General features: G+C 67.3%; 13 protein-coding genes. 12 read left to right on the top strand and 1 reads right to left on the bottom strand.

All coding sequences use genetic code 11. The features are described from left to right. Positions 1-143: 143 nt before the first annotated feature. Complete coding sequence (flgA, locus tag BDD16_RS13935; RefSeq protein WP_246332553.1) at positions 144-944, bottom strand: flagellar basal body P-ring formation chaperone FlgA; 801 nt, start codon at positions 942-944, stop codon at positions 144-146. Positions 945-1,129: 185 nt separating this feature from the next. Here flgA and flgB point away from each other — a divergent pair, with 185 nt between their 5' ends. The 12 genes from flgB to BDD16_RS13995 all read left to right on the top strand — a co-directional run bounded on the left by flgB (position 1,130) and on the right by BDD16_RS13995 (position 12,598). Beyond that, a complete protein-coding gene (flgB, locus tag BDD16_RS13940) occupies positions 1,130-1,549 on the top strand; it encodes a flagellar basal body rod protein FlgB (RefSeq protein ID WP_179634507.1) in 420 nt (139 codons plus the stop codon). Positions 1,550-1,560: 11 nt separating this feature from the next. Continuing rightward, positions 1,561-1,968 (top strand): flagellar basal body rod protein FlgC, encoded by a 408-nt coding sequence (flgC, locus tag BDD16_RS13945; protein ID WP_179634508.1) that lies wholly within the window; start codon positions 1,561-1,563, stop codon positions 1,966-1,968. 26 nt (positions 1,969-1,994) lie between these two features. Further along, positions 1,995-2,678, top strand: a complete 684-nt coding sequence (locus BDD16_RS13950) for a flagellar hook assembly protein FlgD (RefSeq protein WP_179634509.1) — start codon at positions 1,995-1,997, stop codon at positions 2,676-2,678. A gap of 54 nt (positions 2,679-2,732) precedes the next feature. Next, on the top strand, positions 2,733-4,019 hold the full coding sequence (flgE, locus tag BDD16_RS13955) for a flagellar hook protein FlgE (protein WP_179634510.1): 1,287 nt from the start codon (positions 2,733-2,735) through the stop codon (positions 4,017-4,019). Between the two features lie 17 nt (positions 4,020-4,036). Further along, positions 4,037-4,762: a flagellar basal body rod protein FlgF gene (locus BDD16_RS13960; RefSeq protein ID WP_179634511.1), complete on the top strand. Its 726-nt coding sequence runs from the start codon at positions 4,037-4,039 to the stop codon at positions 4,760-4,762. A gap of 16 nt (positions 4,763-4,778) precedes the next feature. Next, entirely contained in the window at positions 4,779-5,561 is a 783-nt protein-coding gene (gene flgG / locus BDD16_RS13965; RefSeq protein ID WP_179634512.1) for a flagellar basal-body rod protein FlgG, read from the top strand. An 11-nt stretch (positions 5,562-5,572) separates the two neighbouring features. After that, the gene (locus BDD16_RS13970; protein WP_179634513.1) at positions 5,573-6,235 is read left to right on the top strand and encodes a flagellar basal body L-ring protein FlgH; all 663 of its coding nucleotides are present in this window, start codon (positions 5,573-5,575) and stop codon (positions 6,233-6,235) included. Positions 6,236-6,238: 3 nt separating this feature from the next. Beyond that, positions 6,239-7,387, top strand: coding sequence for a flagellar basal body P-ring protein FlgI (locus tag BDD16_RS13975; protein WP_375139075.1), 1,149 nt, complete (start codon positions 6,239-6,241; stop codon positions 7,385-7,387). A gap of 21 nt (positions 7,388-7,408) precedes the next feature. Beyond that, a complete protein-coding gene (flgJ, locus tag BDD16_RS13980; protein ID WP_179634514.1) occupies positions 7,409-8,371 on the top strand; it encodes a flagellar assembly peptidoglycan hydrolase FlgJ in 963 nt (320 codons plus the stop codon). Between the two features lie 21 nt (positions 8,372-8,392). Beyond that, the gene (gene flgK, locus BDD16_RS13985) at positions 8,393-10,072 is read left to right on the top strand and encodes a flagellar hook-associated protein FlgK (RefSeq protein ID WP_179634515.1); all 1,680 of its coding nucleotides are present in this window, start codon (positions 8,393-8,395) and stop codon (positions 10,070-10,072) included. Positions 10,073-10,133: 61 nt separating this feature from the next. Continuing rightward, a complete protein-coding gene (gene flgL / locus BDD16_RS13990; protein ID WP_179634516.1) occupies positions 10,134-11,372 on the top strand; it encodes a flagellar hook-associated protein FlgL in 1,239 nt (412 codons plus the stop codon). Between the two features lie 23 nt (positions 11,373-11,395). Continuing rightward, positions 11,396-12,598, top strand: a complete 1,203-nt coding sequence (locus BDD16_RS13995; protein WP_179634517.1) for an EAL and HDOD domain-containing protein — start codon at positions 11,396-11,398, stop codon at positions 12,596-12,598. The last annotated feature ends 19 nt before the right edge of the window (positions 12,599-12,617 follow it).

Consider the following 12,617-nt stretch of genomic DNA (forward strand, 5'->3'; position numbering starts at 1 on the left):
GGGATGGAGTGCAGCTTCGGGAAATCCTCCCCCGTACGAGCGGTTTTCGAGCAGATTTGTGCAGATGCGGGTTGAATTGACGGGTTCCGGTGCGTCTATTTCCACTTTTGATGACCGGGCGGCGTCGCGTCGGACCTTGCGGCTCATGAGCGCACCTCGACGCGGTTTTCTCCGGTCGGCATTCCCGTGATGACCTGACCCGAGCCCACACGGACCCGCACCGACTGGCCTTCCAGGCCCGAGTTGATCGCCTGTCCGTCGGTCGACGCCTCGAAGCCGTCGCCCTTGTAGACCAGTGTCACCTTGTCCCCGGCAGCAAACCACTGGCGCACCCGCAGGTTGTCACCGCGGACAGGCAGGCCCGGCCCGACCGGGTTGATCAGGCGGCGACCGAGCAGCCGTGACGTTTCGGTGTAGACCGGGCTGCTGCTACCGGCCACATCCACTTCGGCGAGCTGCAGGTCGGAGGCCGACAGTGCCGTGCCGGCGGGCAGGGCGGTCGTGCTGACGATCGCCTTGCGCCAGACCTTCACGGTCACCGGCAGGTAGACGTTCCAGGCGACCGGCCCGCTCGTGCAGCGCAGCCCCACGCGGGTGCGTCCCCAGGGCGTGCTGCCGGGTGGCAGGTAGGCGTCGATCTGCTGGCACGGTGCCAGACGCAGCCGCGGATCGAGCTGGCCGGGGAGCACCTCGATGCGGGCGTCCCCCGCATCCGCCATGGCCGAGCGTGTCACCTCGACAACCCGCAGGGACAGCGCGGACGGCAGGGTGCCGTCCGGCACCGTGTCGGCCCATGCGGTCGCGGCGACCATGGCCAGTCCCGCCGTCAAGGCCAGGGCCACCACCAGACGCGATGGTCGTCGGTGTCGATCGGCACCCAGGGGCTCGGGTGCCTGGGCAGAGCCGGGGGCAGAGGATTGGCGGAGCAGAGGCAGGCTGATCATGGTGCTGTCCACTGTAGGAGTCACCTGACCGCCGCTAGCCTGCAAGATGGGCCGCGCTGGTTGCCCTATTCGTGGGAGCGAGCGCAGCACCGCGCATCAAGAATCGGCTCCGAGCCCCCGGTGCGGGTCTGCATCGACACCGGGTCCCCGTGGTCGAACCCGCTGCCGCTGCTGCCGACACTGCCATGCTGAACCGCCTATCCGCTTCACTCGAATTCCAGACCCAGGCGCTGACCTTGCGCTCGGAGCGCCAGCGCCTGATCGCCAGCAACATCGCCAATGCCGATACGCCGGGTTACCAGGCCCGCGAGATCGACTTTGCCAAGACGCTGCAGCAGATGACAGGCTCGGGCGCCACGATCGGTGCACCGGCCCTGCTGGCCGGCACCAACGCGCGTCACCTCGCCACGGGGGGCGCGTCCGCCGCCATGCGCGACAGCCAGATGCTCTACGCCGCACCGAGCCAGACCAACCTGGACGCCAACACGGTGGACATGGACCGCGAGCGGGCCAGCTTCGCCGACAACGCGGTCAAGTACCAGGCCACGCTGCAGTTCATCAACAGCGGCCTGCGCACCATGCTCGACGCCATCAAGGGCCAGTGAAAGGGGCAACCATGTCGATGTTCAACATCTTCCACATCGCCGGCAGCGCCGTCAGCGCACAGAGCCAGCGGCTCAACACGGTGGCCACCAACCTGGCCAACGCCGACACGGCGGCCGGCCCGGATGGCAAGAGCTTCAAGGCGCGCCAGGTGGTCTTCCAGACCGTGCCGATGGGCGACAACGGCGCAGCAGGCGTCAAGGTGGCGCAGGTCCGCGAAGACACCGCGGACGGACGCCGTGTCCACGATCCCGGCAATCCGAACGCCGACGGCAACGGCTACGTCACCTACAGCAACGTCAACCCGGTCGAGGAGATGGTCAACATGATCTCGGCCTCGCGCTCGTACCAGAACAACATCGAAGTGATGAACACCGCCAAGACCCTGCTGCTCAAGACGCTGCAGATGGGCCAGGGCTGATCACCGCCGCAAGGATCTTCCACACCATGGCCACCACGACCTCCACCGCGACCAAGGCGACCGACGCCTCGACCGCCTACAGCCAGCTCAACAGCAGCACCGCCAGCACCACGGCCTCCAAGATGCAGGAGGCCTCCGACCAGTTCCTGAAGCTGCTGGTCACGCAGATGCAGAGCCAGGATCCGCTCAACCCGATGGACAACGCCCAGGTCACCAGCCAGATGGCGCAGATCAACACGGTGTCGGGCCTCGGGACTGTCAACGAGAGCATCAAGGCGATGTCGGCGCAGCTGCTGCAGATGCAGGCGATGCAGGGGGCGTCGCTGGTCGGCAACTCGGTCGTGGTGCCCGGCAACACGATCGACGTCAGCAGCGGCAGCGGCACGGGGCATTTCGAGCTGGGTGGTGCGGCCGATGCGGTCAAGGTCGAGGTGCTCTCCAGTGCCGGCCGGGTGGTCGACACGCTGGACATGGGCGCCGAGACAGGCGGCCGCCACAGCTTCGACTGGACGCCGGCCGAGGGCGTGACCGACGCTGGGGGCTTCCGCTTCCGCGTGACCGCGACCTCCGGCACGGCCAGTGTCGCGGCCACCACCCTGATGCGCGACCAGGTCAGCGCCGTCAGCTCGACCGCCACCGGCGGTCTCAGCCTGCAGCTCAAGAGCGGCGGCACCGTCGCCTACCGCGACGTGCGCGCCTTCGGCGGCTGATTCCGACAACCCTCCTCGCGTCTCTGCGTCACATTCTGTTCCAGGAGCATCCCCATGAGTTTCCAGCAAGGACTTTCCGGTCTGAATTCCTCCAGCAAGAATCTGGAGGTGATCGGCAACAATATTGCCAATGCCGGTACCTACGGCAGCAAATCATCCCGTGCAGAGTTTGCCGACGTGTACGCCAATTCTGTCGGTGGGTCGGGCAATGTGGGCATCGGTGTACGCGTGGCGAACATTGCCCAACAGTTTTCCCAGGGCAGCCTGGTGTCGACCAGCAACTCCATGGATGTGGCGATCAATGGCGATGGATTCTTCCAGCTCAAATCCAGCTCCGGTGACCTGCTCTATTCGCGCAATGGCCAATTCAAGGTCGACAATCAAGGCTTTGTCGTCAATGGGCAGAACCAGCGTGTGCAGGGCTATGGTGTCGATCCGCAGGGTGCTATCCAGACGGGTGTGCGGACCGATCTGCAGTTTCCGACCGGAGGGCTGGACCCCAAGGAAACGGGCAAAATTTCCATGGCGCTCAATTTGGATTCACGCAGCAAGGTCACCATGCCGACCCCGACTGTGCCAGCGACCGACAGCATCAAGCTGGATGACGCGACCACCTACAACAACGCTACTTCAGTGCAGGCCTATGACGCGAAGGGCCAGCCGGCGACTGTGGAATTCTATTTTCAGAAGTCGGCTGCGGCGACTGTGGGGAGCAAGGACCAATGGAATATCTATGCTGCGGTTGGTGGAAAGGTTCTCGGGGATGCAATCCCGGCCAAGCCGATCATCGAAGGTCTGACGTTCGATTCGGCAGGGCTTCATCCCAAGTTGTCCGATGGGACAGCATTGGGGTCGATTACGCTTCCTGACATACCCATGGATACCAGCCATGCCGCGATTGCTGGCATCAAGTTCGACATGAGCGACGTGACGCAGTTCGGTACTGGATTCACCATCTCGGAATCGAGCCAGAACGGCAATGCACCGGGGCAGCTGACTGGATTGACGATCGACGCCGATGGTGTCATCAACGCACGCTATTCCAATGGGTTGACCCGTGGCGCCGGTCAACTGGAACTGGCCAGCTTCCGCAATGCGCAGGGTTTGCGGGCTGTGGGTGGCAATGCCTGGATGGGCACGCCTGAATCGGGCGCGGCCCTGTCAGGCGCCCCCGGTTCAGGAACGCTGGGGGTGCTGCAGTCCGGCGCGCTGGAGGAGTCGAACGTCGACATGACGGGCGAGCTGGTCAACATGATCACCGCGCAGCGCCTCTACCAGGCCAACGCGCAGACGATCAAGGCCCAGGACCAGGTCCTGCAGACCCTGGTCAACCTGCGCTGAACACGGGCTGAACCACCATGGACCGCCGCATCTACCTCTCGATGTCGGGCGCCAAGGCGACGATGCAGCGCCAGGACGTCCTGGCCAACAACCTCGCCAACGTGTCCACCAACGGCTTCCGCGAGGAGCTGCAGTCGTTCCGTGCCGTGCCGGTGCTGGGCGACGGTGCCTCGACCCGTGCCTACGCGCTGGAAACCACCACCGGCTACAACCCGGCGCCGGGCAATGTGGTGGCCACCGGCCGCAGCCTGGACGTCGCCACCAAGGGCAACGCCTGGCTGACCGTGCAGGGCCTGGACGGCACCGAGGCCTACACCCGCGCCGGATCGCTCGAAGTCAGCGCCGAGGGCACGCTGGTCACCCGCACCGGCCTGACCGTGATCGGCGGTGGTGGCCCGATCAGCGTGCCGCCAAACGCCGATGTCAGCATCGCGGGCGACGGCACGGTCAGCGCCCGTGTGCCGGGTGGCGTGCCCGCGCCGGTCGGCCGGCTCAAGCTGGTCACTCCGGAGACGCCGCTCCAGCGCCGCGAGGACGGCCTGTTCCGTGGCCCGGCCGGTGATCTGGATGCCGACCCCGCCGCCCAGGTGCAGGACAGCGCGCTCGAAAGCTCCAACGTCTCCGCGGTCAGCACGATGGTCGCGATGATCGCCGCGGCCCGGCAGTTCGAGGCCCAGATGAAGTCGATGCAGACCGCCGAAAAAGACGAGCAGCAGGCCCAGCAGCTGCTGTCCCTGAACTGAACCAAGGACCCCCACCATGATGCGCTCCCTGTGGACTTCGAAGACCGGGATGGAAGCCCAGCAGACCCAGCTGGACGTCATCTCGCACAACCTCGCCAACGTCGCCACCAACGGCTACAAGAAATCGCACGCGGTGTTCGAGGACCTGATGTACCAGAACCTGCGCCAGACGGGGGCTGCCAGCAGCGAGCAGACGCAGCTGCCGACCGGCCTGCAGGTCGGCCTGGGCGTGCGCACGGTCGCCACCTCGCGCCAGTTCAGCCAGGGCGGGCTGCAGCAGACGACCAACTCGCTGGACGTGGCGATCAAGGGCAACGGCTTCTTCCAGATCCAGATGCCCGACGGCACGACCGGCTACACCCGCGACGGCGCCTTCCAGCTCAACGCCACCGGCCAGCTCGTCACCAACAACGGCCAGCTCGTGCAGCCCGGCGTGACGATTCCGCCGAATGCGCAGTCGGTCACCATCGCGCAGGACGGCAAGGTGTCGGTGGCCATGCCTGGCCAGGCGGCACCGCAGGCGGTGGGGCAGCTCACGCTGGCCTCTTTCGTCAATCCGGCGGGCCTGGAGCCGCGCGGTCAGAACCTCTTCACGGAAACCGCTGCGTCCGGCACGCCCGTGGCCGCAGCGCCCGGCTCGGACGGCATGGGCGCCCTCTCGCAGGGCTTCATCGAGACCTCCAACGTCAACGTGGTGGAGGAGCTGGTGGCGATGATCCAGACCCAGCGCGCCTACGAGATCAATTCCAAGGCCATCACCACTTCGGACCAGATGCTCCAGCGTCTGACGCAGCTGTGACCAGCCGCGGGATGTTGGCGGCGCTGGTCCTGGCCGGTGGCCTGTCCGGCTGCCAGCTCATGCCCACCGTCGCCAAGGTCGATCTGGTGCCAGCGGAGCCGGTCCATCCCTACCCGACCGTGCGGCCGGTGCTCAACAACGGGGCCATCTTCCAGCACGCCCAGTACCGCCCGCTGTTCGAGGACCACCGCGCCCGCCTGGTCGGCGACACGCTGCTGGTGCAGATCGTCGAGCGTGTCAGTGCCAGTGCACGCTCGACCAGCAGCATCGAGAAGAAGGGCGGGCTGTCGGGATCGATCAGTGCCGTGCCGCTGCTGCCTGCCTCGGCGCTGGGCAAGCTCGGCGTGGGGGGCGAGAGCGCCAATACCTTCAGCGGCAAGGGGGGCACCGAGAACACCAACAACTTCAGCGGCACCATCACGGCCGTCGTGGTCGAGGTCCTGCCCAACGGCCACATGATCGTGACGGGCGAGAAGCAGATCGGCGTCAACGACAACGTCGACGTGCTGCGTTTTTCGGGCCAGATCGATCCGCGCTCCATCCAGCCGGGCAACACCGTGGCCTCGGCCCAGATCGCCAATGTCCGCGTCGAGCAGAAAAGCCGGGGCGGCCAGGCCGATGCCCAGCAGATCGGCTGGCTGTCGCGGTACTTCCTCAACCTGATGCCGATCTGACCCATGTCCATGCCCTTTCTGAACCTCCGATCGCTGCGCTGGCTGCGGCTCCGCCTCGGCTGTGTCGCGGTGGTGCTGCTGGGTGCCATGGCGCCGGCGCAGGCGCAGGCTGCCGTGCGCATCAAGGAGGTCGCCAGCGTGCAGGGGGTGCGCCCCAACCAGCTGGTGGGCTACGGGCTGGTCGTCGGCCTGGATGGCACGGGTGACCAGACCACCCAGACCCCGTTCACCACGCAGAGCCTGAACGCGATGCTGCAGCAGCTCGGCGTCACCATCCCGCAGGGCACCGGGATGCAGCTCAAGAACGTCGCTTCCGTGCTGGTGACCGCCACGCTGCCGGCCTTCGCGCAGCCCGGCCAGCCGCTGGACGTGACGGTGTCGTCGCTGGGCAATGCCAAGAGCCTGCGTGGCGGCACCCTGATCGGCACGCCGCTGCGCGGCGCCGACAACCAGATCTACGCGCTGGCCCAGGGCAACCTGATCGTGGCCGGCGCCGGTGCCTCCGCGGGGGGCTCCAAGGTGCAGGTCAACCACCTGCTGGCCGGGCGCATCCCGGGTGGCGCGACGGTGGAGCGTGCCGTCGGCAATCCGCTGGCCCAGGGCGAGTTCCTGCAGCTCGACCTCAACAGCAGCGACTTCAACACCGCCCGCGAAGTGGCCAAGGTCATCAATGCCCGCTTCGGCGCAGGAACGGCGTCGGCCATGGACGGTCGCGTGATCCGCGTCAGGATGCCGCCGACGCCGGACCAGCGCGTGAGCTTCATGGCCGACGTCGAGAACCTGTCGCTGGAGCAGGCGGCCCCAGCGGCCAAGGTCATCGTCAATGCCCGGACCGGCTCGGTGGTGATGAACCAGGCCGTCACGCTGGGGGCCTGCGCCGTGGCCCACGGCAACCTGTCGGTGTCCATCAGCTCGACGCCGGTGGTCAGCCAGCCCGGGCCGCTGTCCGGCGGGCAGACCACCGTGACCGAGCGCACCGACATCCGCATGCAGCAGGACGGCGGGGCGCTGGTGCAGTTGCCTGCCGGCACGAAGCTGACCGAGGTGGTCAAGGCACTCAACTCGCTGGGTGCGTCACCCGCGGATCTGCTGGCCATCTTGCAGGCCATCAAGGCCGCTGGTGCGCTGAGCGCAGAAATCGAAGTCATCTGAGGCGACAGAAGGTAGATCGACATGCAACGCCCGTCTTCCACCCAGCAACTTGCCGCCGGCGGCGCCTCGCTCGACGCATTGCGCGGCGCGGCGGCCCGCAACCCGGCCGATACGATCAAGGAAGTCTCGCGCCAGTTCGAGGCCCTGTTCATGCAGGAGCTGATGAAGAGCATGCGCGCGACCACGATGGACAGCGGCATGCTCTCCAACTCGGCCACCGCGATGGGCGGCGACATGCTCGACCAGCAGTACGCGATGCAGCTGTCCGGCCAGCCGGGTGGACTGGCCGCGGCGATCGCCCGGCAGCTGGAGCGTCAGATGGGGGTGGCCTCGGCGGCCGACCCTGCGCCTGGCCATCCGCGCTTCCTGCCGTTGCCCGGCCTGCGTGCCAGTACGCCGGGTGCGGCCACCGGCAACGCCGTGTCGGCCCTGTCCGGTGCGACCGAGTCCGATGCGGTCCAGGCCGTCACGCCCTACGGCAGCAACGCGCAGCAGTTTGTCAGCGCCCAGGCGCAGTCTGCGGCCCGCGTGTCCGCCGAAAGCGGCATCCCGGCCGATTTCATGATCGCCCAGGCCGCGCACGAGACGGGCTGGGGCCGGCGCGAGATCCGCGGCCGCGATGGCAGCAATTCGTACAACCTGTTCGGCATCAAGGCGGGGCCCGGCTGGAATGGTCCGTCCGTCACCATCACGACCACCGAGGTCATCGACGGCGAGCCGCGCAAGGTGCAGGCGCAGTTCCGCGCCTACAGCTCGTACGAGGACAGCTTCCGCGACTACGCGAAGCTGATCGGCACCAGCCCGCGCTACGCCGCGGCCCGCCGGGCCACCGACGACCCGAGTGCCTTTGCCCGCGAACTGCAGCGGGCGGGCTACGCGACCGACCCGAACTACGCTGCCAAGCTCTCCCGCGTGATCCAGACCACGCAACGCCTGCAACGCAGCCTTGGGCGAACCGGCCTGGCTGCCGATATCCAGGCCTAACCAATCTCCGAGCCGACCACCATGAGCACGAACTCCTTGATGACGGTGGGTGTGCAGGCCATGTTCGCCGCACAGACCCAGCTGAGCACGACCAGCCACAACATCGTCAATGCCGCCGTCGAGGGCTATTCGCGCCAGTCCACCAGGCTCACGACGGTGGCCGGACGCAGCACCGGCGTCGGCTACATCGGTGGCGGTGTCAGCGTCGACACGATCGAGCGGGCCGCGAACCGCTTTCTCACCGCCCGCAACAACCAGACCCAGGCCCAGGCCTCGGCCGACAGCACCCGCGTGGACATGCTGACCCAGCTCGAAGACGGCTACGCCCTGGGCGAGCAGGGTCTGGGGCAGGCGGCGTCCAGGCTGTTCGCCTCGTTTGGTGACATGGCGGCGGCACCGAAGGACGAATCGGTGCGCCAGGTCGTGCTGTCGGCAGCCGAGAACCTGACTTCGCGGTTTCGCAGCACCGGCGAGCACCTCGATGCCCTGCAGACCTCGGTCACCGAGCAGCTCGGCGACGAGGTCTCGGTGGTGAACGGCCTGACCGAGCAGATCGCCAAGCTCAATGGCCAGCTCACCGGCACAGGCAACGCCAAGGACCAGCCGAACGATCTGCTGGACCAGCGCGACCAGCTGATCGCGCAGATCAGCCAGCACATCGAAGTGAACCGTGTGGACAACCGCGGCCAGGACGGCAAGCCGGACGGTTCGGTCAGCCTGTTCGTCGGTGGTGGCCAGCCGCTGGTGATGGGCACCACCAGCCACGACCTGAAGGCGGTGCCGGACGCCAGCGCGCCGGAGCGCACGCGCCTGGTGGTCGATCTGAACGGACACGATCGCGAACTGACGAGCCGCTCGATCGGCGGGGGATCGATGTCCGGCCTGCTCCAGTTCCAGAACGAGGATCTGGTCGATGCCCGCGCACAACTTGGCCTGCTGGCGACGTCGCTGGCCGACAGCGTCAACACCCAGCATGCCCAGGGCACCGACCTCGATGGTGCGGTCGGCCAATCCCTGCTGAGCGTCGGTGAACCCAAGGTCTGGGCCTCGGCCTTCAATGCGCGCGACGGCAGTGGCGAGCCCGCTTCCAGGGTGTCGATCAACCGGGTGGCCGGGCAGGGCAGCCAGCTGCAGGCCAGTGACTACAGCCTGCGCCTCGACCCGGCGGACAACACGCGCTACCAGGTGACGCGCCAGTCGGACGGGACCGTCTTCAGTGGCCTGGACAGTGGCGCGCAGGTGGACGGATTCACCTTCGATGTCAGCGGTGCACCGATGTCTGCGCAGGACCGGTTCCTGCTCGAACCGGTCAGCGCGGCCTCCAGTTCCACCACGGTCGCCATCACCGATCCGCGCCAGCTCGCGGGAGCCGGAGCGACGGCTTCCGGCTCGGGCAATGCCAACGCCCTGGTGATGCAGAACCTGGCCAAGGCCGCCAACATCGATGGCAAGACCTTCAGCAATGCCAATGCCCATCTGATTTCGGATCTGGGGGTGCGGGTGCAGCGGGCCACCGCGGACTCGGCGTCCTCCAGCAGTCTGGCGGAGCTGAACAAGGCCCAGTTCGGCTCGGAAACCGGGGTCAACCTCGAAGAAGAAGCCGCCCATCTGCTGCAGTACCAGCAGAGCTACCAGGCCGCCGCGAAGGTGCTGGGCACGGCGCAGAAGCTGTTCGACACCATGCTGTCGATCATGAACTGAGCGCATGAATGCCCATCGTGCTTGCGCTTGCGCTTGAATCTGCATTGAATCGGAGATCGACATGTCTCGCATCGCTTCGGCCCTGAACCAGCAGCTCGGCCTCTCGTCCCTGATGCGCCGCCAGGAAGACCTGACCAAGGCCCAGGAACGCATGGTCAGCGGCAAGCGCATCAGCCGCGCCAGCGACGATCCCGCCGGGGCCGCCCGCGCCGAACGTGCGCTGGCCGACCAGACCCGCAGCGAAGGCCTGCTGCGTACGCTGGGTGCCAGCCGCAACGCGATGTCGGTGGCCGAGTCGTCGATCGGAAACGCCATCGACCTGGTGCAGACCGCCCGCGAAACGCTGGTCGAGGCCGGCAATGGCGCCATGAACGACTCCGACCGTGCGCTGCTGGCTGACCGCCTGAAGCAGCTCAAGGGGCAACTGCTGTCGGTGGCGAATACCGAAGACGGTACCGGCCATCACGTGTTCGGGGGCCAGGGCAATGACCATGTTCCGTTCGCCAACGCGGGCATCGGTGTCGAGTACCAGGGCACGCCGGGCCAGGCGGCCGGCTCCTTGTCCGAGGACCTCCCGATGTCGGTCGATGGCGAGGCGCTCTGGCTGAAGGCCCGCACCGGCAACGGCGTGTTCGAGACCGACCGCCAGGTGGACCCGAGCAGCACCGCCTGGGTCAGCGCGGGCCAGGTCAGCGATCCTGCCGCGCTCACGCTGACCGACGGGCAGCGCTACGAAATCACGTTCGACACGCCGACGCGCTACAGCGTGAACCTCATCGGCAGCGATGGCCTCAGCACGCCGGTTCCGGATGCGGCCAGCAACAGCCATGGCTATGCGTCTGGCACGCCGATCGCCGGTCTGCCCGGCATGAGCGTGAACATCACGGGCGCGGCGGTGGCCGGGGACAAGTTCACCATCGAGCCGTCCAGTCCGGGCCTGAGTGTCTTCGACGCGCTGGACCGGGTCATCGACGTGCTGGGGTCGACTGCCACTGTGCCGCCGAATGCCGGTGACCGTGCACAGGCGGTCAACCGCGGTCTGCGGGACCTCGACCAGGTGCTGGCCAACCTGCAGGTCGGGCGCTCCCATGCTGGCGAGACGCTGAACCAGATGGACGGACTTGACGAGCGCACGCAGGCGCGCGTGCTGTCGGACAAGGGCTTGCGCTCGGACGCCGAGGATCTCGACATGGTCCAGGGCATCTCGGATTTCTCCACCAAGCAGACGGCCTACCAGGCGGCGCTCCAGTCGTACTCCATGGTGCGCAAGATCTCCCTGTTCGACTACATCAGCAACTGACACGGCGCGTGTCCCCCACCACCATGCAGTCCCCGGACGCTCCCATCCTCGGGCAGGTGGCCCTGAGTTACTGCCCGATCATCGACAGCCAGCGCAACGTGATGGCCACGCGGCTGTCGGTGTTCCCGCTCGGGCATGCCCGCTGGCTGCCGGTGGGCGAACTGCTCACGGCGGTCAGCCAGGTCTGGCCGGCTGACGGGCCGCAGGTCGTGCTGTCGGTGCGCTGCGAGGGCCTGCTGGCCGATCTGCTGATGGTGCAGCCCTCCGCGAACGTGATGATCGAAGTGCCGAAGTTCATGGCCTGCGATCCAGTGCACCGCGACTCCATCCTGCAACTCGCCGACAACGGCAACACGCTGCTGCTGTCCGGCCGGCCGGACCAGCCGCTGCCGCGTGCACTGCTCGGCGCGTTCAAGTACGCGATCATCGACCTCGCCGACGAACGGCGTCTGGACGGCGGCCCGGTGCCTGCCGGGGTCACGCGCTCGATCGGCTTCTTCCAGGAAGGAGTCCAGACCATCGAGCAGATGGAAGGCGCGTTCCGGCGCGGCGCGGTGGCCGTGCTGGGCTGGCCGGTCGAAGAGACGGTCATGGTGCCCCGGTCCGGCGGTGCGCCGCGGCCAGACCTGCAGGTCACGCTGCAGCTGATCCACCTGGTCCATGAGCAGGCGCCGCTGGCGCAGCTGGAGGCGACGCTCAAGTTCGATCCGGCGCTGGCCTTCAAGCTGATGCGCTACATCAACTCGCCGGTGTTCGGCCTCACGGTGGAGGTCACCTCGTTCTCGCACGCCGTGATGCTGCTGGGCTACCAGCGGCTCAAGCGCTGGCTGTCGCTGCTGCTGGTGACGGCCGGCAGCGACAAGAACCAGCGCCCGGTGATGTACGCCGCGGTGCGCCGCGGCCTGCTGATGGAGGCGCTGGCGGGCGAGGACTGCAGCCCGGAGTTCCGCAACGAGATGTTCATCTGCGGCGTGTTCTCGCTGCTGGACCGCATGTTCCAGCGTCCGTTCAACGAGCTGCTGCGCACGCTGCCGGTGCCGGATGGTGTCTACCAGGCGCTGGCCGAGGAGCGCGGGCCGTACCACGCCGCACTCGACCTCGTGCGCACGCTCGAAGGTGGCAGCGGCCACGATGTGCGCGAGACGGTGTCGCGGCATGGTTTCCAGATGCGCCACGTCAACCGCGCATTGCTGCACGCACTGGCCAGCGCCTTCCAGCTCGGCTGAGCGTCCGGCACTCCTGCGC

Origin of the sequence: Sphaerotilus montanus (genome assembly GCF_013410775.1) — a bacterium.
GTDB lineage: Bacteria > Pseudomonadota > Gammaproteobacteria > Burkholderiales > Burkholderiaceae_C > Sphaerotilus > Sphaerotilus montanus.